This window comes from Pseudomonas putida, assembly GCF_001636055.1.
Lineage (GTDB): Bacteria > Pseudomonadota > Gammaproteobacteria > Pseudomonadales > Pseudomonadaceae > Aquipseudomonas > Aquipseudomonas machongensis.
Map to the genome: position 1 here is coordinate 1,783,986 of NZ_CP011789.1, position 24,089 is coordinate 1,808,074.

Annotated in this window: 25 protein-coding genes; 13 read left to right on the top strand and 12 right to left on the bottom strand. The window is 64.7% G+C overall.

Going from position 1 to position 24,089, the window contains the following annotated elements; all coding sequences use genetic code 11:
* Positions 1–70 precede the first annotated feature (70 nt).
* From adk to AB688_RS08225, 6 genes are all read left to right on the top strand, one after another.
* Complete coding sequence (gene adk, locus AB688_RS08200; RefSeq protein WP_063543342.1) at positions 71–721, top strand: adenylate kinase; 651 nt, start codon at positions 71–73, stop codon at positions 719–721.
* An 87-nt stretch (positions 722–808) separates the two neighbouring features.
* Positions 809–1,477 (top strand): tRNA (adenosine(37)-N6)-threonylcarbamoyltransferase complex dimerization subunit type 1 TsaB, encoded by a 669-nt coding sequence (tsaB, locus tag AB688_RS08205; protein ID WP_063543344.1) that lies wholly within the window; start codon positions 809–811, stop codon positions 1,475–1,477.
* Between the two features lie 131 nt (positions 1,478–1,608).
* Positions 1,609–1,905, top strand: coding sequence for a hypothetical protein (locus AB688_RS08210; protein ID WP_054895058.1), 297 nt, complete (start codon positions 1,609–1,611; stop codon positions 1,903–1,905).
* A 3-nt stretch (positions 1,906–1,908) separates the two neighbouring features.
* A complete protein-coding gene (locus tag AB688_RS08215) occupies positions 1,909–2,778 on the top strand; it encodes a DUF72 domain-containing protein (RefSeq protein WP_063543346.1) in 870 nt (289 codons plus the stop codon).
* A gap of 27 nt (positions 2,779–2,805) precedes the next feature.
* Positions 2,806–3,636 carry an isocitrate lyase/PEP mutase family protein gene (locus AB688_RS08220; protein ID WP_054895056.1) on the top strand — a complete coding sequence of 277 codons (831 nt, stop codon included), beginning with the start codon at positions 2,806–2,808 and terminating at the stop codon, positions 3,634–3,636.
* Between the two features lie 6 nt (positions 3,637–3,642).
* On the top strand, positions 3,643–4,332 hold the full coding sequence (locus AB688_RS08225; protein WP_063543348.1) for an extensin family protein: 690 nt from the start codon (positions 3,643–3,645) through the stop codon (positions 4,330–4,332).
* Position 4,333: 1 nt separating this feature from the next.
* Here AB688_RS08225 and AB688_RS08230 read toward each other — a convergent pair whose 3' ends face one another.
* A complete protein-coding gene (locus AB688_RS08230; protein ID WP_054895054.1) occupies positions 4,334–4,957 on the bottom strand; it encodes a hypothetical protein in 624 nt (207 codons plus the stop codon).
* A 94-nt stretch (positions 4,958–5,051) separates the two neighbouring features.
* Between AB688_RS08230 and AB688_RS08235 the strand changes: the two genes are divergently transcribed.
* A complete protein-coding gene (locus AB688_RS08235; RefSeq protein WP_063543350.1) occupies positions 5,052–5,834 on the top strand; it encodes a class I SAM-dependent methyltransferase in 783 nt (260 codons plus the stop codon).
* Positions 5,835–5,930: 96 nt separating this feature from the next.
* Here the strand turns inward: AB688_RS08235 and AB688_RS08240 are convergent, their stop codons facing one another.
* Entirely contained in the window at positions 5,931–6,566 is a 636-nt protein-coding gene (locus AB688_RS08240) for a TetR/AcrR family transcriptional regulator (RefSeq protein WP_063543352.1), read from the bottom strand.
* Positions 6,567–6,748: 182 nt separating this feature from the next.
* On the opposite strand from AB688_RS08240, the gene AB688_RS08245 reads away from it, so the two are divergent.
* Together AB688_RS08245 and AB688_RS08250 are read left to right on the top strand one after the other, a co-directional pair.
* A complete protein-coding gene (locus AB688_RS08245; protein WP_063543354.1) occupies positions 6,749–7,849 on the top strand; it encodes an efflux RND transporter periplasmic adaptor subunit in 1,101 nt (366 codons plus the stop codon).
* 6 nt (positions 7,850–7,855) lie between these two features.
* Positions 7,856–10,924, top strand: coding sequence for an efflux RND transporter permease subunit (locus AB688_RS08250; RefSeq protein WP_063543356.1), 3,069 nt, complete (start codon positions 7,856–7,858; stop codon positions 10,922–10,924).
* 9 nt (positions 10,925–10,933) lie between these two features.
* Here AB688_RS08250 and AB688_RS08255 read toward each other — a convergent pair whose 3' ends face one another.
* A complete protein-coding gene (locus AB688_RS08255) occupies positions 10,934–11,626 on the bottom strand; it encodes a pseudouridine synthase (RefSeq protein WP_063543358.1) in 693 nt (230 codons plus the stop codon).
* A gap of 10 nt (positions 11,627–11,636) precedes the next feature.
* Entirely contained in the window at positions 11,637–11,858 is a 222-nt protein-coding gene (locus AB688_RS08260) for a cysteine-rich CWC family protein (protein ID WP_063543360.1), read from the bottom strand.
* A 233-nt stretch (positions 11,859–12,091) separates the two neighbouring features.
* Here AB688_RS08260 and AB688_RS08265 point away from each other — a divergent pair, with 233 nt between their 5' ends.
* Complete coding sequence (locus AB688_RS08265; RefSeq protein WP_063543362.1) at positions 12,092–12,505, top strand: hypothetical protein; 414 nt, start codon at positions 12,092–12,094, stop codon at positions 12,503–12,505.
* Positions 12,506–12,507: 2 nt separating this feature from the next.
* On the opposite strand, the gene AB688_RS08270 is transcribed toward AB688_RS08265, so the two are convergent.
* The gene (locus tag AB688_RS08270) at positions 12,508–13,614 is read right to left on the bottom strand and encodes an enoyl-CoA hydratase/isomerase family protein (RefSeq protein ID WP_063543364.1); all 1,107 of its coding nucleotides are present in this window, start codon (positions 13,612–13,614) and stop codon (positions 12,508–12,510) included.
* A gap of 129 nt (positions 13,615–13,743) precedes the next feature.
* Between AB688_RS08270 and ung the strand changes: the two genes are divergently transcribed.
* Entirely contained in the window at positions 13,744–14,436 is a 693-nt protein-coding gene (gene ung / locus AB688_RS08275) for a uracil-DNA glycosylase (RefSeq protein ID WP_054891851.1), read from the top strand.
* Between the two features lie 84 nt (positions 14,437–14,520).
* Here ung and AB688_RS08280 read toward each other — a convergent pair whose 3' ends face one another.
* From AB688_RS08280 to AB688_RS08300, 5 genes are all read right to left on the bottom strand, one after another.
* On the bottom strand, positions 14,521–15,552 hold the full coding sequence (locus AB688_RS08280; RefSeq protein ID WP_063543366.1) for an AbrB family transcriptional regulator: 1,032 nt from the start codon (positions 15,550–15,552) through the stop codon (positions 14,521–14,523).
* Positions 15,545–17,059: a tripartite tricarboxylate transporter permease gene (locus AB688_RS08285; RefSeq protein WP_063543368.1), complete on the bottom strand. Its 1,515-nt coding sequence runs from the start codon at positions 17,057–17,059 to the stop codon at positions 15,545–15,547. Before AB688_RS08285 ends, AB688_RS08280 begins: the two co-directional genes overlap by 8 nt.
* 3 nt (positions 17,060–17,062) lie before the next feature.
* Entirely contained in the window at positions 17,063–17,521 is a 459-nt protein-coding gene (locus AB688_RS08290) for a tripartite tricarboxylate transporter TctB family protein (RefSeq protein WP_063546661.1), read from the bottom strand.
* A 138-nt stretch (positions 17,522–17,659) separates the two neighbouring features.
* Positions 17,660–18,640, bottom strand: coding sequence for a Bug family tripartite tricarboxylate transporter substrate binding protein (locus AB688_RS08295; RefSeq protein WP_054891847.1), 981 nt, complete (start codon positions 18,638–18,640; stop codon positions 17,660–17,662).
* Positions 18,641–18,671: 31 nt separating this feature from the next.
* The gene (locus AB688_RS08300) at positions 18,672–19,946 is read right to left on the bottom strand and encodes an OprD family porin (RefSeq protein WP_063543370.1); all 1,275 of its coding nucleotides are present in this window, start codon (positions 19,944–19,946) and stop codon (positions 18,672–18,674) included.
* Between the two features lie 201 nt (positions 19,947–20,147).
* Between AB688_RS08300 and AB688_RS08305 the strand changes: the two genes are divergently transcribed.
* Together AB688_RS08305 and AB688_RS08310 are read left to right on the top strand one after the other, a co-directional pair.
* A complete protein-coding gene (locus AB688_RS08305; protein WP_054891845.1) occupies positions 20,148–20,819 on the top strand; it encodes a response regulator in 672 nt (223 codons plus the stop codon).
* Entirely contained in the window at positions 20,812–22,191 is a 1,380-nt protein-coding gene (locus AB688_RS08310) for a sensor histidine kinase (RefSeq protein ID WP_063543372.1), read from the top strand. The genes AB688_RS08305 and AB688_RS08310 overlap by 8 nt, the downstream gene beginning before the upstream one ends.
* A gap of 18 nt (positions 22,192–22,209) precedes the next feature.
* Here the strand turns inward: AB688_RS08310 and AB688_RS08315 are convergent, their stop codons facing one another.
* On the bottom strand, positions 22,210–23,016 hold the full coding sequence (locus tag AB688_RS08315) for an HDOD domain-containing protein (RefSeq protein ID WP_054891843.1): 807 nt from the start codon (positions 23,014–23,016) through the stop codon (positions 22,210–22,212).
* A 55-nt stretch (positions 23,017–23,071) separates the two neighbouring features.
* Entirely contained in the window at positions 23,072–24,013 is a 942-nt protein-coding gene (locus AB688_RS08320) for a YgfZ/GcvT domain-containing protein (RefSeq protein ID WP_063543374.1), read from the bottom strand.
* Between the last annotated feature and the right edge of the window lie 76 nt (positions 24,014–24,089).

Sequence of the window (24,089 nt, forward strand, 5' to 3'; positions counted from 1 at the left end):
CCGATTTTCCGGACTTGGCCCTGAACGCCGAATCCATTGATTTGCAATAAAAAAATATGAGGAGCACGAGATGCGCGTAATTCTGCTGGGAGCTCCCGGGGCCGGTAAAGGTACTCAGGCAAAGTTCATCACCGAGAAGTTCGGTATTCCACAGATCTCCACTGGCGACATGCTGCGTGCCGCTGTCAAGGCCGGCACCCCGCTGGGCCTGGAACTGAAGAAAGTCATGGATGCCGGCCAGCTGGTTTCCGACGATCTGATCATCAGCCTGGTGAAGGAGCGCATCGCTCAGCCAGACTGCGCCAAGGGCTGCCTGTTCGACGGTTTCCCGCGCACCATTCCGCAGGCCGAGGCCATGGTCGCTGCAGGTGTCGACATTGACGCCGTGGTCGAAATCGCCGTGGACGACGAAGAGATCGTCGGTCGCATGGCCGGTCGCCGCGTGCACCTGGCCTCGGGCCGCACCTACCACATCCAGTACAACCCGCCGAAAGTGGCAGGCAAGGACGATGTCACCGGCGAAGACCTGATCCAGCGCGACGACGACAAGGAAGAAACCGTGCGTCACCGCCTGTCGGTCTACCACAGCCAGACCAAGCCGCTGGTGGACTTCTACCAGAAGCTGTCGGCTGACAACGCCGGCAAGCCCAAATACGCCCACATCGAGGGCGTCGGCTCGGTCGAGTCGATCACCGCCAAGGTGCTGGCAGCCCTGAGCTGATCGGCCTCTGCGTTTTACAACGGCCCGCTTGCGGGCCGTTGTCGTTTATACTGCCGCTCTTTTCCCTTTCGCCTGGATACACGTTCGATGACCACCCTGCTGGCCCTGGATACCGCCACCGAAGCCTGTTCCGTCGCCCTGCTGCATGACGGCAAGGTGACCAGCCATTACGAGGTGATCCCGCGCCAGCATGCGCAGAAGCTGCTGCCGATGATCAAGCAGTTGCTCGCCGACTCCGGTATCGCCCTGAGTGCAGTGGATGCCATCGCCTTTGGCCGTGGGCCTGGGGCCTTCACGGGTGTGCGCATCGCCATCGGTGTGGTCCATGGGCTGGCGTTCGCCCTCGAACGGCCCGTGCTGCCGGTGTCGAACCTCGCCGCCCTGGCCCAGGGGGCCTTGCGCCAACAGGGTGTGCAGCAGGTGGCCGCGGCCATCGATGCGCGCATGGACGAAGTGTATTGGGGCTGCTACCAGGCGCACGATGGCGAAATGCGCCTGCTCGATCAGGAGCGGGTGATCGCCCCTGAGCGGGTGGCACTGCCCCAGGCCGGCCAGTGGTTCGGTGCCGGCACTGGCTGGGGTTATGGCGAGCGTCTGGCGGTGCAGGTCGAGCGTTGCGATGCCCAGGCCCTGCCGCATGCCCTGGATATCCTCAGCCTGGCCGGTCATGCCTGGGCGCGTGGCGAGGCGGTTGCAGCCGAACAGGCTCAACCGGTCTATCTGCGCGATAATGTCGCTACGCCCAAGGCGCGCTGAGTACAGTTCGTCGGCTATTGCCGTTCGAGATAAAACCTTTTGCGCGAACTGTGGTCCAGTTATCACACGCGCATTGGTGATGGAAGCCTGATGCTGCTAGATTGCCATCATTGCTCCTGAGTGCACCCATCATGCGCATCGACGGTTTCTCCTCACAGTCCTATCCGGTCAAGCGTGCCCCGCGCAAGGCGCTGGTGCGCGACGAGAGCATCGACGATGCACAGGTAATCGAGGACGTCGAAGACGACGAAGCCGAGCAGATTGCCCGCGCCAACCGCCGCAGCGCCGGCCTGCCTGCGCGTCAGCAGGACATGGTATTCCCCCGCGCCCGTGACCGCCGCACCGCCACTGCGCTGGCCAGCTACCTCAGCACCGCCGGTTTCACCGATTGGGAGATGGAAGTGCTTGGGTTGGACCTGTACATTTGATGGATGAATCCATCGCCTCTGCCTTATCACCTCGGTTGTCCGTCCTGGAGCGAGAACGCCTGGCGCGACTACCTCTATCCCGCCGACGCCCGCCCTGCTGAATACCTTGGCCTGTACAGCCAGGTGTTCAATGCGGTCGAGGGCAACACCACCTTCTACGCCCGTCCTGCGCCCGCCACGGTGGAGCGCTGGGCCCAGGTCATGCCCCAGCGGTTTCGCTTCACCGCGAAGTTTCCCGGTGACGTCAGCCATGCGGGCGATCTGCGTGATCAGCTTGAATCCGCGCTGGACTTCACCCGTCTGCTGGCGCCGCTGGGCGAGCGAGTAACCCCCTACTGGCTGCAACTGCCAGCGCTGTTCGGCCCGGCCCGATTGGCGGAACTGAGTCACTTTCTCGACGAGATCGGTGTGCCAGTGGCCGTCGAGGTGCGCAACGATGCCTTCTTCGCCCGTGGCGATGAAGAGCGCCTGCTCAACCGACTGTTGCATGAGCGCGGTGTGGAGCGGATCTGCCTGGATCCGCGGGCACTGTTCAGTTGCACGTCGCGCGACCCGGCGGTGCTGCACGCGCAGGCCAAGAAGCCCAAGGTGCCGCCGCGTCCGGCCGCCTTCAGCCAGCACCCGCAGGTGCGCTTCATCGGTCATCCGGAGTTGGCTGCCAACGAAAGCTTTCTCACACCTTGGGTAGACAAGGTCGCCGGCTGGATCGAGGAGGGGCGTTGCCCGTACATTTTCCTGCACACCTCCGACAACCGCCTGGCCGCAGCCTTGGCCCAGCACTTTCACCAGCGCCTCATGGTGCGGTTGCCGGGCCTGGCGGCCTTGCCGGAATTGCCGCGCGCACCTGAGGTCGAACAACTGGGATTACTCTGACCCCCAGACCTTGCCGGAGACCTGATCATGGATGTGCAAACCCTGCGAGCCGAAGCCTTCAAGATGTTGCACGAGCGTGATGGCGCCTTCGTCATCGCCAACCCTTGGGACGCCGGGTCCGCCAAGCTGCTGGCTGCGCTGGGCTTCGAGGCACTTGCCACGACCAGCGCAGGATTGGCCTTCAGTCTGGGCCGTCCTGATGCCGAGGGCGCTCTGAGCCTCGATGAAACCCTGGCCAACGCCCAGGCCATCGTTGATGCCACTCCCCTACCGGTGGCCGCAGACCTGGAGAACGGTTTCGGCGACCTGCCCGAACACTGCGCGCAGACCATTCTGCGTGCCGCCGAGGCCGGGTTGGTTGGCGGCTCGATCGAGGACGCCAGCGGTCGCCGCGATTCCCCCATCCATGACTTCGGCCTGGCCGTCGAGCGCGTACGCGCTGCAGTGCAGGCGGCGCGCAGCCTGCCTTTCCCGTTCACTCTCTGTGCCCGCGCAGAAAACCTGCTGCACGGGCGCCTGGACCTGGATGACACCATCAAGCGGCTGCAGGCGTTCGCCGAGGCCGGTGCCGATGTGCTCTATGCCCCAGGCCTGCGCAGCGTCGATGAGATACGGGCAGTGGTGCAGGCCGTTGCGCCCAGGCCGGTCAACGTGCTGATGGGCATGGCAGGCGTGCCGCTGGGGGTGAACCAGTTGCAGGACCTGGGTGTGCGGCGCATCAGTGTGGGTTCATCAATGGCCAGGGCGGCGCTGGGGGCGTTGCAGCGTGCGGCGCTGGAGATCCGCGACCAGGGCACTTTCGCTTACGGCGAGCAGGCGGTGCCGTTCGCCCAGCTCAACGATCTGTTCCGACGCTGATCGGCCATGCGTTTGCTGGCGACGGTGCTGGGCGGGGTGATGGTCGCAGGCGCTGTTGCCTGGTATCTCGGTTGGCGCCCCCCGGCGGCGTGGAACCCCTGGGCGGCGCTGGATGTGCGTCAGCCGCCGAACCTGCTGACGGCCTACAAGCTGTCACGCCTGCGTGACGACCCGGATCTGTGTCGACAGGCACTGCAAACCTCCGCGCTGCGTTATCGGGAACAGGCCGACAGCCCGGAAACGGCGCGTTGTCCGTTACGCAACGTATGGCGTATCGAAGCTGGCGAGGCGCGGTTGAGCAGCAGCTTTCTCGCCAGTTGTCCGCTGGCGGTGGCCTATGCGCTGTTCGAGACTCACGGCCTGCAGCCTGCGGCGCAGCGTGTGTTTGGCCAGTCGGTGGCACAGGTGGATCACCTGGGCAGTTTTGCCTGTCGCAATGTCTATCATCGCGAGCAGGGGCGGCTTAGCCAGCACGCGACGGCCAATGCCCTGGACATCAGCGGTTTTCGTCTGAAGGATGGCCAGCGCATCGTGCTGGCGCGAGACTGGCAGGCGGGCGGGGCGAAGGCGCAATTCCTGCGCGAAGTGCGCGATGCGGCCTGCGAGAGCTTCAGTACGGTGCTTGGACCTGACTACAATGCCGCCCACGCAAATCACTTTCATCTGGATGCGGGGCGGTGGCAGGTCTGTCGCTGATTCAGGCGTGTACGCGCACGTTGTTCAGCACCACCGGGCGCGCCCAGTGGGTGTCGAACTCCAGGTCGGTCTGCTGCTTGGCGAGAGTCGCGTCGTCGAAGGGTTCCGGGGCGGGCTCTAGCAGGTACTTTTCCAGTTCGGCGATTGGCAGGTGCAGCGGACGCGGCGAAGGCGCCGGGCCCGGCTCGGGCGAAGGATGGCCCTGGTTCATCACCAGCGGACGTAGCCAACTGCCGTTGAGGTCGAGCTGGCGCTGCTGCTCGATCAGTTCGCTGGCGCTGAAGGGTTCGGGGGCCGGCTCCAGCAGGTTGGCTTCCAGTTCCGCCTTGGGCAGGAACAGCGGCTCGGGCGGACGCACCTCGGTATCCTGAACCGGCAGCGCGCGCTGAATTTCGATCAATGCCAGCGCCTTGGCGCCACCCAGTGGCTCGCCGCTGTCCTTGTCGTACTGGCGAGTCAATGCCTGGCTGAAGCTGTCCTGCTCTTCTGCGGACTGCTCGGCCATCGCGCGGGCGAAGAAGTCCTGCCACAGGTGGCTGACGCCGCCCAGTGCCTGGGTATTCTGGCGACCGTAGTTGCCGACTGGCGACAGGTAGGTCAAACCGATGGGAAGAGTATCTGACATGGCAGTCGCGCGCGTTGTGCTCTGGCAGAATAGCGGATAGAGCTTTTATCGGCCGTGGCCGGGGTTTCATTAATTTTTTCGAGTGCGGGATCGGATGGCAGAGCAAGAGCAGGGCACAGGTATCAGGGTCGAGGCGCTGTCGGCGTCGTTCCAGGCGCAGGCACAGGAATGGGCGCAGCGTCTGGGCCTGCCGCAGGTGGATGACGCGGCGGAGTTCGCTGTGCAGATCGGTGCTGATGGTCTGCAGATCCAGCAATTGGGCCCGCAGGCCCCCGGCCCGGTCCGGGTGGATTTCGTCGAAGGGCAGGCGGCACATCGACGCCTGTTCGGCGGCGGCAATGGGCAGATGATCGCCAAGGCGGTCGGTATCGCTCAAGGCGTGCGGCCTCAGGTGCTGGATGCCACTGCGGGCCTGGGCAAGGATGCCTTCGTGCTGGCGAGTCTGGGCTGCCAGATGACCCTGATCGAACGTCAGCCGCTGATTGCTGCGTTGCTCGAGGATGGCCTGGCGCGTGGGCGCCTGGATGCCGAAGTGGGGCCGATCGTCGAGCGCATGCGCCTGCTGACCGGCAACGCCATCGAGCGCATGCGCGATTGGCAGGGCGAGGCGCCGCAGGTGATCTACCTCGATCCGATGTTCCCGCATCGTGACAAGAGCGCGCTGGTGAAGAAGGAAATGCGCGTGTTCCGCCCGCTGGTGGGCGACGACCTGGATGCTCCTGCACTGCTGGAGGCGGCGCTGGCGCTGGCCAGCCACCGGGTGGTGGTCAAGCGCCCGCGCAAGGCGCCGATCATCGACGGGCCAAAGCCGAGTCATAGCCTGGAAGGCAAGTCCAGCCGCTACGATATCTATCCGAAGAAGGCGTTGAAGGCTTAGGGTCAGCCGGCTCGAGGGGTGGCGCCGAACCGCCGCGAACACCGGCAAAAGCCGGTGCATGAGCGCGGTGTGTACTTTTCGCGGGCAAGCCCGCTCCTACAGGGGGCTGCTATACGCGCGAATGAACACCCCGACCACCTCGCGCACATGCTGCTCGGCGTCCTCGCCGGCCAGCGGCGGTGCGCAGCCCAGCAGCAGGCGGTAATCGGCAGCACCCTTGATCAGGCAGAAGAAATGCTCGGCGGCGCGCAACGGATTCTCTATCCGCAGCAACCCACGCTCGTCGACACAGCGCAGCAACGCCTCCATCTCGGCCAGCACCCGCTTGGGCCCCGCCTCGTAGAAGAACTGCCCAAGCCCCGGGTCCTGGCTGCCCAAGGCCATGATCAGGCGCGTGAGCTTGACCGACTCGTCGCTGCTGATCAGTGCCTGGAAGCCTCGGGCGATGTTGAGCAGCACCTCTTCGATCGGCACCCCCTCGGGCAGCTCGAAGATCAGGTCGGGCAACTGCGTCTGGCAGGTGGCCATGACTGCAGAGCCGAACAGGGTCTGCTTGTCGTTGAAGTGGCTATAGACCGTCAGTTTTGAAACACCCGCCGCCGCAGCGACCGCATCCATGCTGGTGTTGGCATAGCCAAGGCTGAGGAACAGCGACTTGGCGGCTTCGAGGATGGCCTCGCGCTTGGCGAGATCCTTGGGCCGGCCAGGGCCTGTGGGTGCGTCGATGGGCATTGGAATCCGTGTTTGTCTGATGGAGCGCTCATATTACCGGGTCGCGCGGCTCGCGGCTGCTACGCACGTCGCGGCGCAAATACATTTTTCTCTCATGCACCTGCTTCCCGGAGTCGTTTCGCTGACTTAATATACCCGCCAGTATAATTATTCGATGCGTCCTCTGCGAAAGGTCTTCCATCATGTTGCGTCGTGCGTCGCCCCTCGTCCTGCCCCTTGCCTGCCTTCTGCTGCTCACTGCCTGTGGCCAGGAGGCTGCTGCACCCGCGGCCCCGCGTCCGGCACTGGTGATCCAGCCCCAGCCCACCGGCGCCTCGGCCGACAGCTATCCGGGCGAAGTACGCGCCAGGTTCGAGCCGGAACTGGCGTTCCGTATTGGTGGCAAGGTCAGCAAGCGCCTGGTCGAGGAAGGGCAGCGGGTCAAGGCCGACCAACCACTGGCCGAGCTCGATCCACAGGATGTGCACCTGCAGTTGGAGGCCAACCGCGCGCAGATGGCGGCCGCCGAAGCGAACCTGTCGCTGGTGCGGGCCGAACGCGACCGTTACCAGAAGCTGCTCGACCGACAGATGGTCAGCCATTCCCAGTTCGACAATGCCGAGAACCTCTACCGTGCAGGTCTTGCCCGCCTCAAGCAGGCCAAGGCCGAATTCGACGTGGCCGGCAACCAGGCCGAATACGCGGTGCTGCGGGCGCCGCAGAACGGGGTGATCGCCAAGCGCCAGGTCGAGGTCGGCCAGGTGGTTGCGGCGGGGCAGACAGTGTTCACCCTGGCCGCCGATGGCGAACGTGAGGTGGCCATCGGCCTGCCCGAGCAACAGTTCGCGCGTTTCTCGGTAGGGCAGGCGGTCAGTGTCGAACTGTGGTCGCATCCCGAGCAACGCTTCGAGGGGCGTATCCGCGAGCTGTCGCCGGCGGCCGATCCACGCTCGCGCACCTTCGCTGCGCGAATCGCCTTCACATCGACGCAAGCCCCGGCAGAGCTGGGCCAGAGTGCCAAGGTGTACATCGCCCACGCCGAACACTCGCCGCTGTCGGTGCCGCTGTCGGCGGTGACTGCCGAGCAGGGCCAGGCTTATGTCTGGCGGGTTGGCAAGGACAATCGACTGGAGCGTGCGCCCGTGCGTCTCGGCCCTTATGGCGCAGACAGCGTGCCGGTGCTCGAAGGGCTGGGCGCCAACGACTGGGTGGTCGCCGCAGGTGGCCACGTGCTGCGCGAAGGCCAGGAGGTACGGCCGGTCGATCGCAGCAACCGTATGGTGAACCTGGCGACCAAGGAGTAAGTCCCGATGGGTTTCAACCTTTCCGCCTGGGCGCTGCGCAATCGCCAGATCGTATTGTTCCTGATGATCCTGTTGGCGGCCATTGGCGCCATGTCCTACACCAAGCTGGGGCAGAGTGAAGATCCGCCCTTTACCTTCAAGGCCATGGTCGTGCGCACGCTGTGGCCTGGTGCCACCGCCGAAGAGGTGTCCCGACAGGTCACCGAGCGCATTGAAAAGAAGCTGATGGAGACCGGCGAGTACGACAAGATCGTCTCGTTCTCCCGTCCGGGTGAGTCCCAGGTCACGTTCATGGCCCGCGACTCGATGCATTCGAACGAAATTCCCGAGCTGTGGTACCAGATCCGCAAGAAGGTCGCGGACATTCGCCACACCTTGCCACCGGAAGTGCAGGGTCCGTTCTTCAACGACGAGTTCGGCACCACCTTCGGCAATATCTACGCCCTGAGCGGGGCAGGCTTCGACTATGCGGTGCTCAAGGATTATGCCGATCGCATCCAGATCCAGCTGCAGCGGGTCAAGGATGTGGGCAAGGTCGAGCTGATCGGCTTGCAGGACGAGAAGATCTGGATCGAGCTGTCCAACACCAAGCTGGCGACCCTTGGGGTGCCGCTGGCGGCGGTGCAGCAGGCGTTGCGTGAGCAGAATGCGGTGAGCACTGCGGGCTTCTTCGAAACGCCCAGTGAGCGCTTGCAACTGCGGGTCAGCGGGCGCTTCGACAGCGTCGAGCAGATTCGCCAGTTCCCCATCCGCGTGGGCGACCGAACCTTCCGCATCGGCGATGTCGCCGAAGTCCATCGCGGCTTCAACGACCCACCTGCGCCACGTATGCGCTTCATGGGCGAGGATGCCATCGGCCTTGCCGTGTCGATGAAGGACGGCGGTGACATCCTGGTACTGGGCAAGGCGCTGGAAGCCGAGTTCGCCCGCCTGGCGCACAACCTGCCAGCGGGCATGGAACTGCGCAAGGTGTCCGATCAGCCGGCAGCGGTCAAGGCTGGGGTCGGCGAGTTCATCCAGGTGCTGGTCGAGGCACTGGTCATCGTGTTGCTGGTGAGCTTCTTCTCGCTGGGGGTGCGCACGGGGTTGGTGGTGGCGCTGGCGATCCCGCTGGTGCTGGCGATGACCTTCGCCGCGATGCACTACTTCGGCATCGGCTTGCACAAGATTTCGCTGGGGGCGCTGGTGCTGGCCCTGGGTTTGCTCGTGGACGATGCGATCATTGCGGTCGAGATGATGGCGATCAAGATGGAGCAGGGCTACGACCGGCTCAAGGCGGCGAGCTATGCCTGGTCGAGTACCGCCTTCCCGATGCTGACCGGAACGCTGATCACCGCTGCGGGCTTTCTGCCGATCGCCACGGCCGCGTCGAGCACCGGCGAGTACACCCGGTCGATCTTCCAGGTGGTGACCATTGCCTTGCTGACCTCGTGGGTCGCGGCGGTATTGTTCGTTCCCTACCTGGGCGACCGCCTGCTGCCGGACCTGGCCAAGCGCCATGCGGCGCGTCACGGCAATGGCGAGCATACGCCCGACCCTTATGCCACGCCGTTCTACCAACGTGTGCGCAAGGTGGTGGAGTGGTGCGTGCGCCGTCGCAAGACCGTGATCGTGCTGACCATTGCCGCTTTCATCGGCAGCATCGTGCTGTTCCGCTTCGTGCCCCAGCAGTTCTTCCCTGCGTCGGCGCGGCCTGAGCTGATGATCGACCTGAAGCTCGCCGAAGGGGCTTCGCTGGCCAATACCGCCGAGCAGGTCAAGCGTCTGGAGGCCCTACTCAAGCAGCAGGACGGTATCGACAACTACGTGGCCTACGTCGGCACCGGCTCACCGCGTTATTACCTGCCGCTGGATCAGCAACTGCCGGCGGCGAGCTTCGCCCAGTTCGTGGTGCTGGCCAAGTCGCTCAAAGACCGCGAAGCCCTGCGCAGCTGGGCCATTACCACCCTTGAGCAGGAATTCCCGCAATTGCGCTCGCGGGTCACGCGCCTTGAGAACGGTCCGCCCGTGGGTTACCCGGTGCAGTTCCGGGTCACCGGTGAGCACATCGAGAAAGTACGCGCCCTGGCCCGCGAGGTGGCGGCCAAGGTGCGCGAGAACCCGCATGTGGTCAACGTGCACCTGGACTGGGAGGAGCCGAGCAAGGCGGTGTTCCTGGCGATCGACCAGGACCGTGCCCGCGCGCTGGGGGTGAGTACTTCGCACCTGTCCAGTTTCCTGCAGAGCTCGTTGACAGGTACTACGGTCAGCCAGTACCGCGAGGACAACGAACTGATCGAGATCCTCCTGCGCGGCACCCGCGAGGAGCGCAGCGACATGGGTAGCCTGGGCAGCCTGGCGCTGCCGACCGACAACGGCCAGAGCGTGGCGTTGTCGCAGGTGGCGACGCTGGAGTACGGCTTCGAAGAGGGCGTGATCTGGCACCGCAATCGCCTGCCGACGGTGACCGTGCGTGCCGATATCTACGACAAGGAACAGCCGGACAGCCTGGTCAAGCAGATCCTGCCGACCCTGCAGCAGGTGCGCGAGCAGTTGCCCGACGGCTACCTGCTGGAAGTCGGCGGCACGGTAGAGGATGCCCAGCGCGGTCAACGCTCGGTAAACGCGGGCATGCCGCTGTTCATCGTGGTGGTACTGAGCTTGCTGATGATCCAGCTGCGCAGTTTCTCGCGCACGGTGATGGTGTTCCTCACCGCGCCGTTGGGGCTGATTGGTGTGACCCTGTTCCTGCTGGTGTTCCGCCAGCCGTTCGGCTTCGTGGCGATGCTTGGCACCATCGCGCTGGCAGGGATGATCATGCGTAACTCGGTGATCCTGGTGGACCAGATCGAGCAGGACATCACCGCTGGGCTGGACCGTTGGCAGGCGATCATCGAGGCCACGGTGCGGCGCTTCCGGCCCATCGTGCTGACTGCCCTGGCGGCGGTTCTGGCGATGATCCCGCTGTCGCGCAGCGTGTTCTACGGGCCGATGGCGGTGGCGATCATGGGTGGTCTGATCGTGGCCACGGCGCTGACGCTGTTGTTCCTGCCGGCGCTGTATGCGGCGTGGTTCAGAGTGAGGAAGAACGCCTGAGGCCGACCTTCAGACCGCCGCGATTTCTTCGGCGGTCAGCGTCCTGAACGCACCTGGCGCCAGGGCCGGGTCCAGATGGATCGGCCCCATGCTTTCGCGGTGCAGGCCGATCACCTTGTTGTCGAAGTGGCCGAACATGCGCTTGACCTGGTGATAGCGCCCTTCGACGATCGCCAGCCGCGCGCTGCGTGGGCCCAGAATGTCGAGTTGGGCGGGCAGGGTGGTGAGGTCTTCGAAGGCGAAGTAGAAGCCTTCGCGGAACTTGTCGATGTAGTGCGCGCCGATTTCGTCCTCGGTCTCGACCAGATAGATCTTCGCCTGCTTGGTGCGTGGTTGGGTCAGGCGGCGTGACCATTGGCCGTCATTGGTCAGGATCATCAGGCCGGTGGTGTTGTAGTCCAGGCGCCCGGCAATGTGCAGGTCGTCACGCAGTTCGGGCGGCAGCAGGTCGAGTACGGTGGGGTGCTGCGGGTCGCGGGTGGCGCTGACGCAACCGGCGGGCTTGTGCAGCATCAGGTAGCGTGCCGGGCGCCCGGCCTGCAGCAACTGCTCATCGACCTCGACTCGGCTGAATTCGCGCACCTCGTGGCGCGGGTCGATCACCGGCTGCGCGTCGACCCACACACGGCGCTGCACCAGCAGCACGCGCACCTGCTGGCGGTTGTACTGGGGGAAGTTGGCGAGAAATCGATCCAGGCGCATCGTACAAGTCTTAGAGAGGCTGCCGCTGGTCGGCTGCCTTGAGCTGTTCGTCGGCTGCTGCACAGCGAGGGCACAGGCAGGCTTTGTTACGCAGTTCGTCGGGAAGCGCTTCGAGCACAGCGCAATCGATGCTGACGCTGAAACACCAGCAGGCCTGGGTGGCACTGCGCGGGTCCGCCAGGGCGCACTGGTTGGCGGCGCCGCAGGCGGGGCAGCGCTGGCTGTCGTTCATGGTGGCTTCCGGGGATTCGAGTAGATCTGCACAGAGGCGCGCAGTATATCTGCTGACAGCTTTTGTCGCGCCTCTGTCCATTTGTATTTCCGGATCGTTCTGTCTGTTTCAATTTGTTGCGCAAATGGCACCGGATCTCGGGCGCACTGTCTTACTCAGTGTCGATCAACGTGTTGCGATCGACGTCCGCCAGCGCCGCTGTGCCGGGCAATCCAGCGGTCCAGGAGGCCGCCATGTACCCTCGAATCCTGTTGGTCGTTCTGCTTGGCCTGATGACCAGTGCCTGCGCCCCATACTACGGGGGCGGGGGCTATTACCGCAGCGGGTACTACACCGCTGACCGCTACGCCTACCCGGGTTACTACTATCGTCAGGACCGTTACTACGTCGCGCCCCAGCCTCGGTATTACTACCAGACGGCACCGCGTTACTACCGTCCAGCGCCGGCGCCTTACTACCGGCCCTACACGCCACCGGTGGTGAACCAGTGGCATGGCAATCCGCGTTATGACTACGGCAACCGCCAGCGCTATGACTATGGGCGTGACCGCGATCGCCATGATTATCGTGGTGGTGGGCGGGATGATCGCTGGCATTCCAATGGGCAAAGGGACCGGGGGCGCGGGGATCGCAACTGGCAGCGATAGGATCAGCCCAGATCTGCCAGCGGGTGTCGCCCCTCCCAGACTTTAGCGAAATGTGCGTCGACCACCGCCGCTGGCACCTTGCCGATATCCGGCCAGTGCCAGTGCGGTTGATTGTCTTTGTCGAGCAAGCGAGCACGCACCCCTTCGCTGAATTCCGGATGCCGACAGCAGTTCAGGCTCATGGCGTATTCCATCTGGAACACCTGGGCCAGCGACAGGTGACGGGCGCGGTGAAGCTGTTCCCAGACCAGATGACCCGTGAGCGGGCAGCCTTCATGCAAGCGCTCGCCCGCCTTGGCCAGCAGTGGATCGGCGTGTTGTCTCAAGCCGCACACGGCCCGCCAGGCGGCTACCGGGTCAGCGATATCGAGCAGCGCATCGATCACGGCACGGCGGGGCAGCCACTGCGCTTCGGGAAGTTCGCCCCAGACGCGATGCTGCTCGGCCCTGAGCAGGCTGTTCAGTTGCAAGTCGGTCTGTTCCTGCCAGTTCAGTTGCAGCAGTTCTTCAATCAGCGACGCCTGCTGCGGCTCGCCGAGGAAGCGGTCCGCCAACCCCAGGTCAAGGGCGTCACGGGCATTGATCGGCGCACCGGTCAGCGCCAGAAACAGGCCAAGCTTGCCCGGCAGGCGGCTGAGGAACCAACTGGCACCAACATCCGGATACAGGCCGATGCTCACCTCCGGCATCGCCAGGCGGCTGCTGGGGGTGACGATGCGTACATTGGCACCCTGCAACAGGCCCATGCCGCCGCCCAGCACATGACCGTGGCCCCAGCACAACAGCGGCTTGGGGTAGGTGTGCAGCAGATAGTCGAGGCGGTATTCGGCGGCGAAAAAGGTTGCCGCCAGCGGCGGCACGCTGCCGGGATGCTCGCGACAGGCCTGTACCAGCGCCCGTACATCGCCGCCTGCGCAGAAGGCCTTTTCGCCATCGCCGCGCAGCAGCACGCAGACCACGCCCGGATCGCGTGCCCATTCGCGCAGGTGCGAATCGAGCATCTCGATCATCCCCAGGGTCAGGGCGTTCAGGGTCTTGGCGGCATCCAGGGTAGCGATGCCGATACGGGCGCCATCGGCGCCGGTGAGTACCTCGCAATGAATGGACATGGACAACCTCGCGCAAGTCGTCGCACAAGTATGGCTTGCCTGGCCGATCGTGCTTGTCACCGGTCGGAGCGATTGACAAGCCGAGGCGGCTTTCCTAGTGTCGCGCCCACTCTGATTCAGGATGGCGCCATGACCGACGACGATCGCATCAAGCTCGAACCTAGCTGGAAGGCCGCATTGCGTGCCGAGTTCGACAAGCCCTACATGCAGCAGCTGCGCGAATTCCTGCGCCAGGAATATGCCGCGGGCAAGGAGATCTATCCACCTGGGCCGCTGATCTTCAACGCCCTCAATACCACGCCGCTGGACAAGGTGAAGGTGGTGATTCTCGGCCAGGACCCTTACCACGGCCCCGGCCAGGCCCATGGTCTGTGCTTCTCGGTGCAACCGGGCGTGCCGACGCCGCCTTCGCTGGTGAACATCTACAAGGAGCTGCAGCGCGACCTGAACCTGCCGATCCCCAATCACGGCTACCTGCAGAGCTGGGCCGAGCAGGGGGTGTTGCTGCTCAACACCACCATGACCGTCGAGCGTGCCAATGCTGCGTCGCATGCCAAGAAGGGCTGGGAGTTCTTCACCGACCGCATCATCGAGCTGGTCAGCGAGCAGTGCGAGAACGTGGTGTTCCTGCTGTGGGGGTCCCATGCGCAGAGCAAGCAGAAGCTGATCGACGGGACCAAGCATCTGGTGCTCAAGTCGGTGCATCCGTCGCCCTTGTCGGCGTATCGCGGATTTTTGGGTTGCGGGCATTTCAGCCGGACCAACGGCTTCCTGCAGCAGCGCGGATTGGAGCCCATCAACTGGGCGGTGCCGCCGTTGTAAGGGCTTGCGGTCGGGTTGGTCTCTTCGCGGGCAAGCCTGCTCTCAGCCAGTGGGAGCGGGCTTGCCCGCGAAGAGACCGACCGCTCAATCGCCCTGGCGCACCCAATACCTGAACATCGGTTCTGCCAGAAACAGCACGAACAGCAGCCGCATCACCTGCAATGCCGTCACCAGCGGCACCGACAGTTGCAGGGTCTCCGCCGTCAGGCTCATCTCGGCAATCCCCCCGGGCATCATCCCCAATGTCAGCGAACGCAGGTCCAGGTGGCTGAACAGGCTCAGCACCCAGGCCGCGCCGCCTGCGATCAGCATGCACAGGGCCGTCGCCACCAGGGTGCGCCCCAGGAACGCCGGCGCACGGCGGAAGAACGCGCGGTTGAAGTGACAGGCCAGGCCACTGCCGATCAGCCACTGGCCGATCTGGCTGGCGCCGTTGGGCAGGCCGATCTGCAGGTTGTTTGCCAGGCTGATGCTGGCGGCCACCAGCAGTGGCCCGAACAACCAGGGGTTGGGCTGGCGCAGGCGCTGCCAGAGCAGCGCCACGCCAATGCTCAGCGGCGCGATCAGCGCCAGCCAGCCCCAACTGACGCTGCCGGCATGGTTCAGCGCCACGCCATCGCCCAGCAGCAGCTTGAACAGTGCCGGTACACACAGCACCACCGCCAGCACGCGCAGGCTCTGCGCTGCCGCTACCTGGCTGAGCACTGCGCCATTGCGCGCGCCGAGGTTGACCATCTCGCCCGAACCGCCGGGCATGCTGGCGAAGAACGCGGTGGCACGGTCCTCACCGGAGCGGCGCAGCAGCCACACGCCGACGCCGCTGGAGACCGTGGTCAGCAGCGCGCCGAAGAAGATCAAGCCGAAATGGCTGGCAACCTGTTCGATCACTTCCGGGGTGAAGTGCAGGCCGATACCGATACCGATGACCCACTGCCCGCATTTGCGGCCGTTGGGGATTTCCGACAGCTGCCAGGGGGTGAGGCAGCGTACTGCGATGATTGCCAGCAGCGAGCCGACCATCCACGGCAAAGGCCCGCCGACCTTGCTGGCGATGAAACCGCCAGCAAGTCCGACCAGCCCGGTAGCCCAGAACAGCGGCAACGACCGATCAGGCATCGGCCATGGTCCGGCGCTGCAGGCTACGGCGCCGCCAGATGCGCAGCAGCGGGAGGGCCAGCATGCAGAACACCAGTGCCCACACGCTCATGCTGATCGGGCTCGACCAGAGGATGCCCAGCTCGCCGTTGGAGATCGACAGCGCACGGCGCAGGTTCTGCTCCATCAGCCCGCCGAGGATGAAGCCCAGCAGGATCGGCGACAGCGGGAAGTCGAGCTTGCGCAGGATGTAGCCCATGATGCCGATGCCAACCATCAGGAACAGGTCGAAGGTGGTGGCGTGCACGGCATAGACGCCGATCGCGGTGATGATCGCGATCACCGGCACCAGCGCCCAGTTCGGCACGGCAAGGATGCGGGTGAAGATGCGGATCATCGGGATGTTCAGGATCACCAGCATGATGTTGGCGATGAACAGCGAGGCGATCAGGCCCCACACGATGTCAGGCTGCTGTTCGAACAGCAGTGGGCCGGGGGTGATGTTGTACAGGGTCAGTGCACCGATCATCACGGCGGTGGTGCCCGAACCTGGAACGCCCAGGGTCAGCATTGGCACCAGGGCGCCGCAGCAGGATGCACCGATGGCGGTTTCCGGGGCGGCGAGGCCACGGGCATCGCCCTTGCCGAACTTGCCGCTGGTCCCGGCGATACGCTTCTCGGTCATGTATGCCACGGCGCTGGCCAGGGTGGCACCGGCACCGGGCAGCACGCCCATGAAGAAGCCGAGCAGGCCGCAGCGAATGTTGACGACGAAGACCGAGGCCGCTTCCTTGAGGTTGAACAACATGCGCCCGGTGGCCTTGACGGCCTGGTGGCCATGGTGGGTCTTTTCCAGCAGCAGGAGAATCTCGCTGATGGAGAACAGGCCCAGTACCAGCACGACGAACTGGATACCGTCGGCCAGGTGCACGCTGTCACCGGTGAAGCGGTACACGCCGCTGTTGGCGTCGATGCCGACGGCGGACAGGAACAGGCCGATCAGTGCGGCGATGAAGGTCTTCAGTGGCTTGTCGCCGGCCATGCCGCCAAGGGCGACGATGGCGAACACCATCAACACGAAGTACTCCGCCGGTCCGAAGGCGATCGCCCATTTCGCCAGCAGCGGGGCGAACAGCACCATGCCGCAGGTAGCGATGAAGGCACCGATGAACGAGCTCCAGGCCGACAGTGACAAGGCGACACCGGCCAGACCCTGGCGGGCCATGGGGTAGCCATCGAGGGTGGTCATCACGGTCGAGGCTTCGCCCGGGATGTTCAGCAGGATCGAACTGATCCGGCCGCCGTACTCGCAGCCCAGATACACCGCGGCCAGCAGGATCAGCGCCGACTCCGGCGGAAGGCCGAGGGCAAAGGCGATGGGGATCAGCAGCGCCACGCCGTTGATCGGGCCCAGGCCTGGCAACAGGCCGACGACGGTGCCGATCAAGGTGCCGCTCAGGGCAGTGACGAGGTTGTAGGGGCTCAGGGCGACGCCGAAGCCCTGGCCGAGGTAGCTCAAGGTATCCATGTGTCAGTTCTCCAGTACGTCGAGCAGGCCGAGGGGCAGGGGGACGTCCATCACCCGGTCGAACAGCCAGTAGAGGAAGATGCTCATGCCCACCACCACCATGGCGCTGTGCAGCCAGCGGCCGCCATACAGGCGGGCCATGGGCAGGCCGGCGAGGACGGCGCTGAGGATGAAGCCCAGCGACTCGAAGGTGGCAGCGAAGACGATCAGCAGGCCGATGCAGGCGGCGATCTTGGTGAGGGTCTCGCGGTCCAGGGGAACTTCGTCGTCCTTGTGCACGATGGGCGTCGGACGAATCGCCAAATACAAAAGGCCCAGGCTCATCAGGCCGAGCATCAGCAGCGGATAGGCACGCGGCCCTACCGGCTCATAGGAAAACGCCGCCTGGTATGGCCAGGCCATGACGGCCAGGGCGGCGCAGACCGCCAGCAGGACCAGGGCGAAGATGCGTTGCAGGATCATGAAGGAATCCTCGATGGAAGCGGCTTTCATGCTTCCCTGTGGGAGCGGGCTTGCCCGCGAATGCGACAGACCAGGCAACGATGCTGCTGCGACTGGCGAATTCGCGGGCAAGCCCGCTCCCACAGAGATCACAGGGGCTTACTGAATCAGGCCGAATTCCTTGGCCAGTGTCTTGTAGTCGGCGACCTGCTTCTTCACATAGCCGTCGAGCTCTTCACCGGTCATGGCGAACGGGAACAGCTCGCGCTGGTCACGCAGCTTGGCGAAGTCTTCCGAGGCCAGCAGCTTGTCGAACGACGCTTTCCACCAGGCGTAGTCTTCGTCGCTCACCTTCGGGCCGAGGTAGAAGCCACGCACCACCGGCCAGACGATGTCGTAGCCCTGTTCCTTGGCGGTCGGGATGTTCTTCATTTCAGGTTCGTCCAGGCGATTTTCCGAGAACACCGCGAGGATGCGCATGCTGCCGCTCTGGATGTGTGGCATGGAGTCGGAAATGTCGGTCGAACCCACCTGGATATGGCCGCCGAGCAGCGCGGTGGCGATTTCGCCGCCGCCTTCCAGGGCCACGTAGCGCAGGTCGCGCGGGTTGATGCCGGCAGCCTTGGCGATCAGCGCGGTCTGCATCCAGTCCTGGCTACCCACGGTGCCGCCGGAACCGATCACCACCTTGCTCGGGTCCTTTTTCAATGCAGCAACCAGGTCATCGAGGGTCTTGTAGGGCGAGTCGCTTTTCACTGCGATGGCGCCATAGCTGGTGCCGACGGCGGCCAGCCATTTCACCGCGTTCTCGTCGAAACGGCCGAACTTGCCCTGGGCCAGGTTCAGCAGCGAGCCACTGGACCAGGCGACCAGCGTGCCACCATCGGCCGGACGCTGGGCCACGACGGCGTTGTAGGCCACGGCGCCAACACCGCCTGGCATGTAGGTGACGCGCATGGGCTTGCTGAGGATCTTCTCCTCGACCAGTGCGCTCTGCACCAGTTTGCAGGTCAGGTCGAAACCGCCACCGGGCGAGGCCGGGGCGATGCATTCCGGGCGTTTCGGTTCGGCGGCCAGGGCGTTGCCTGCCAGCAGCAGGCAGCCGGTGGCAAGGACGAGTCGGCGTAGTGAAAGGTTCATCGTCTATCTCCGTGAGCGTTGTTGTTATGGGTTACCACAGGGCCACGCTGTAGCTGACCAGCAGGCGTACTTCATCGGCGTCGCGGGCGAAGTTGGAACGGAAGGTGGCGTTGCGCAGGCGCACTGCGACGTTCTTCAGCGGACCGCTCTGCACCACATACTTGAACTCGGTGTTGCGCTCCCATTCCTTGCCTTCGCTGCCATCGGCGCGGCTGACATTGTCGCCGTTGATGTAGCGGGTCATGAAGGTCAGGCCGGGGATGCCCAGGGAGGCAAAGTTGTAGTCGTAGCGGACCTGCCAGGAGCGCTCGTCGGCGCCGGCGAAGTCGTTGATCTGGACGAAGTTGACCAGGTACGGGTCGGCGCCGTCGACATAGGGGAAGGCGCTGTCGCCAGACAGGTGCTGGTAGGCGGCGCTGAACTTGTGGCCGCTGAGCGCGTAGCTGAGCATGCCGTTGACCGTGGTGTTGTCGATCTTGCCGGCCAGGGCCTTGCCCTGTTCGTCGCTCTTCGAGAGGCGCAGGTCGGCACCGAAGGTGCCGGGGCCCCAGGGCTGGGTGGCGACCATGCCGACGAAATGCTGGCGGTAGATGTCGTCGAGCTGGGCGAAGTGGTAGCTGCCGGTGATGCGGTCGGTGAACTTGTAGTCCAGGCCGCCCAGGTCGAAGTGATCGGCGCGGAACGTACCACCGAAGCGGCCGTTCTTGTTGTTCAGCGCCAGGTCTTCCCAGTTGGTGTCGTCACGGTCCTTGGCCTTTTCCAGGCGGCCGCCGGTGAAGGTCAGGTTCTTGATCTCGCGGGAGGTGAGCAGGCCGCCTTCGAAGGTCTGCGGCAGGATGCGCCCGTCGTTGGGCTGCAGCGTCGGCAGTTCCGGGATCAGGGTGCCGACCTTGAGTTCGGTCTGGGAGATCTTGACCTTGCCGGTCAGGCCGAGCTTGGAGTACTCGTTGGCCGCCTTGCCGTCGTCGTGGGTCGGCAGCAGGCCGGTGCCTGTACGGTCCTTGCTGGAGTCGAGCTTGATGCCGAGCATGCCCAGGGCGTCGAGGCCGAAGCCCACGGTGCCGTCGGTATAGCCGGATTCGAAGTTGAGCATGAAGCCCTGGGCCCATTCGTCGCGCTTGGATTGCTGCGAACTGGTGCCATCGCGGAAGTCGCGATTGAAGTACATGTTGCGGGTTTCGAAGGTGGCCGTACTGTCTTCGAAGAAGGCGGCCTGGCTCATCGGGGCGATGCCGGCGAGGGCGATGGCGCTGGCGAGCGTGGAAGGGCGGGCGCAAAGGGACCGGCTGGGCTGCATTGACAGCATCGTCGTCTGACTCCGTTTTATTGTTCTTATTCGTTGCACCTTGCTGGTGCTTTTTTCGGCGCGTGGAGCGACCGTGGTGCGATGCTAGGTGGCGAACCTTTCGCTAACCTTTCAGCACGAAAGGTTTGTCACAAGGGCTTCACAGTCCCCACGACGGCGTTACACTCCGCGCCACCGCCCAACCCGAGCAGGGAGAATCCGATGCGTGTGCTGCTGGTCGAAGACCATCTGCCGCTGGCTGAAAGCGTGGCCCAGGCCCTCAAGAGCCAGGGCTTGACCGTGGATGTGCTGCATGACGGCGTCGCCGCCGACCTGGCCCTGGCCAGCGAGGACTATGCTGTCGCCGTGCTGGATGTCGGCCTGCCGCGCATGGACGGCTTCGAGGTGCTGGCGCGCCTGCGCTCGCGGGGCAAGACCCTCCCGGTGCTGATGCTCACCGCGCGCAGCGACGTCAAGGACCGCGTGCATGGCCTGAACCTTGGGGCCGACGACTACCTGGCCAAGCCTTTCGAGCTCACCGAGCTTGAGGCGCGGGTCAAGGCACTGCTGCGCCGTAGCGTACTCGGTGGCGAACGCCAGCAACGTTGCGGGCCCCTGGTGTACGACCTGGACACGCGGCGCTTTGCGCTGGGTGACGAGCCGCTGACCTTGACCTCGCGGGAACAGAGCGTGCTCGAGGCGCTGATCGCCCGTCCCGGGCGGGTGATGAGCAAGGAGCAATTGGCCGCCCAGGTGTTTGGCCTGGACGAAGAAGCCAGCCCCGATGCCATCGAGATCTACATCCATCGTCTGCGCAAGAAGCTCGATGGCCATCCGGTGGCCATCGTCACCTTCCGCGGTCTGGGCTACCTGCTCGAGCATCGTGATGCGTGACAACGGCAGCCTGCGCGCGCGCCTGCTCGGCAACCTGGCGCTGTTGCTCGTGGTGCTGATGTTGGCCAGTGGCCTGAGCGCATACTGGAATGGCCGCGAGGCCGCCGACACCGCCTATGACCGCACGCTGCTGGCCTCGGCGCGGACCATTGCCGCCGGCCTCTCCCAGCGTGATGGCACGCTCAGCGCCGATGTGCCCTATGTCGCGCTGGACACCTTCGCCTACGACAGCGCCGGACGCATCTACTACCAGGTGCTGGATATCCACCAGAAGCTGATTTCCGGTTACGAGAAGCTGCCGCCGCCGCCCCCTGGCACGCCGCGCACCGACGACTATCCGGCGCTGGCGCGCTTCTACAACGCCACCTACCTGGGGCAGGACGTGCGCGTGGTTAGCCTGCTCAAGGCTGTCAGCGAGCCGAACATGAACGGCATGGCCGAGATCCGCGTGGCCGAGACCGAAGAGGCGCGGGTGAGCATGGCGCGTGGGCTGATGGCCGATACCTTGCTGCGCCTGGGCATGCTTGCGCTGGGTGCGCTGGTGATGGTGTGGTTTGCAGTCAGTGCTGCGCTGCGTCCGCTGGAGCGTCTGCGCACGGCGGTGGAAGCCCGTCAGCCCGACGACCTGCGGGCCCTGCCGGTGGTGCAGGTACAGCATGAGCTGGGGCCGCTGGTGCGGGCTTTGAACCATTTCACCGAGCGGCTGCGCGGGCAGTTCGAGCGCCAGGCGCAGTTCATTGCCGATGCCGCCCACGAGTTGCGCACACCGCTGGCGGCGCTCAAGGCGCGGGTGGAGTTGGGCTTGCGCTCGCGGGAGCCCGAGGAGTGGCGCCAGACCTTGGAGTCCGCGGCCCAGGGTACTGATCGCCTTACCCACCTGGCGAACCAGTTGCTGTCGCTGGCCCGAGTGGAAAATGGCGCGCGGGCGATCGCCGAAGGCGGTGCAAAGCGCCTGGACCTCAGCCAGCTGGCCCGCGAACTGGGCATGGCGATGGCGCCGCTGGCCCATGCCCGTGGTGTTGCCCTCGCGCTGGAAGCCGAGGCGCCGGTGTGGCTGAAGGGAGAGCCGACCTTGCTCAACGAGCTGCTCAGCAACCTGGTGGACAATGCACTGGCCCATACGCCGACGGGCGGCAACGTGATTCTGCGGGTGCTGGCCCCCGCCGTACTGGAGGTCGAGGACGATGGCCCGGGGATTCCACTGGATGATCGCGAGCGTGTGTTCGAGCGCTTCTACCGGCGCAGTGCCCAGGGCAGTGGGCTGGGGTTGGCGATCGTCGGCGAAATTTGTCGTGCGCATCTGGCGCAGATCAGCCTGCATGATGGCGACAACGGCGGTTTGAAGGTGCGGGTGAGTTTCATCGCGGATTGACCGCCGCACCCGCGGCGGTCAGCGCAACATGTCCCGCGCCTCGACCAGTTCCATCAGGTCCAGCTCCTTGCCCTCCGGCAGGCGCAGCAGCTTATAGGCGGGGAGGCTGGTCAAGGGCTGGCCGCGCCCGCGCAGGCTGAGCGAGCGAGCGATCTGGACGATGCCGATGTAGTCGATCTTGTCGGTCTCGCGCTCCAGGTTCTGGACCTGGCTGGGCAGGTTGACCAGTTGCTCTGGAAACTCCCAGGCGCTGAGGATCTTGTCGCCCAGCACCGGTTGAATCTGCTCGATGACATAGTGCAGGCACACGGGGTCGGACAGCAGCTCGTTGTGCTCTTCGGCGTAGATCAGCACCGGCAGGGCGCCGATCTGGTGCACGAGCCCACCCAGGGTGGCCTGATCGGGTTTGAGGTGGGTGTAGCGCCTGCATATTTCGTAACTGATGCCCGCTACTTCCAGGCTGTTTTCCCAGATATCGCGCAACTTGTGCTCCACCGCCGCCGAGCGGGCATGGAAGATCTGTTCGATCACCAGGCCGATGGCCAGGTTGCAGCTGTAGTTGACGCCCAGGCGCGTGATCGCGGTGTGCAGGTCGGTGACCTCCACCAGTGCGCGCAGCAGCGGGCTGTTGACCACCTTGATCAGGCGCGCCGAGAGCGCGGCATCGCGACCGATCACGCGGCTCAAGGCGGCCACGCTGATTTCGCTGTCTTCGGCGGCTTCGCGGATGCTCAGGGCAACCTCTGGCAGCGTGGGCAGGACCAGGTCGTCGTTGTCGATGGCAGCGAGCAACTGCGCTTGAACCATCTCGGCCAGCTTGTTCATGGACTTCTCTACCGCAGTGGTGGGGCTGCCCCGCCGCAGCGGCGGGGCGGGCTGGTCAGCGCTGGATTTCCCGGTCGCGGTCCAGTTCGTAAGGCAGGTCCAGCAGGGTCAGGCGTGGCCCTTCGAGGCTGCCCAGGTGCAGGTTGTCATCTTCCACCGAGTCGGCGCTGAGCACTGCCAGCAGTTCGACACCTTGCTCGGCGGGTGCCGCGATGACTACCTCGCCGACAGACGAACCGTGGGTGGGCGAGAAGATTTCTGCGCCTGGTGCGGGCGCTTCGTCCACGGGCAGCGAGAGGCGATACTGGCGACGCTTGAGCTTGCCCAGGTATTGCATGCGCGCGACGATTTCCTGGCCGGTATAGCAGCCCTTCTTGAAGCTCACGCCGTCGACGGCCTGCAGGTTGATCATCTGCGGGATGAACAGTTCACGGGTCGGGCCCATGACCTGGCCGATGCCGGCGCGGATCTGGCCCAGCAGCCAGGCATCCAGGGTGCCCTCGGGCAGCGCGGCGGCGAGGGTCTCGCGCACGTTGGCGGCCTGTTCGGAGGGAACCCATAGCTCGACGCGAGCGGGCGAGACGGCGATGGCCAAAAGCCCTTCATGGCGCACGGTGGCGCCGGCTGCCTGCGGTGTTTCAAGCCCCAGCGCCTGCAGCGCGGCATCGCCCTGCTGCAAGCCGAAGCGCACCCAGGCGGCGCTTTCGTCGGTCAGCGTGGCCTTCGAAAAGACCGCATACTTCTTCAGGTCCGCCAGTTGCGCCTCGAGCAGTTCGCTGGCCATGGCAAGTAGGTAGCCATTGCCCTCGGGCAGGATGCGGAAACTGGATTGCATGCGGCCTTTGACCATGCAGCGCGCGCCGAGACTGGCGTGCTGCAGATTCAGATAGTCGAGGTTGCAGGTCAGCTGGCCTTGCAGGAATTTTCCGGCGTCGGAGCCGCGGACAGCGAGGATGCCCTCGTGGGACAGGGGACAGAAGAAAGCGGAGTCGGCCATGGGTCATCGCGGTAGCTATAAAGACTGGCGGCCATCATAGAACGCCAGTAACAAAATAGGTAGGTGACTAGACCAA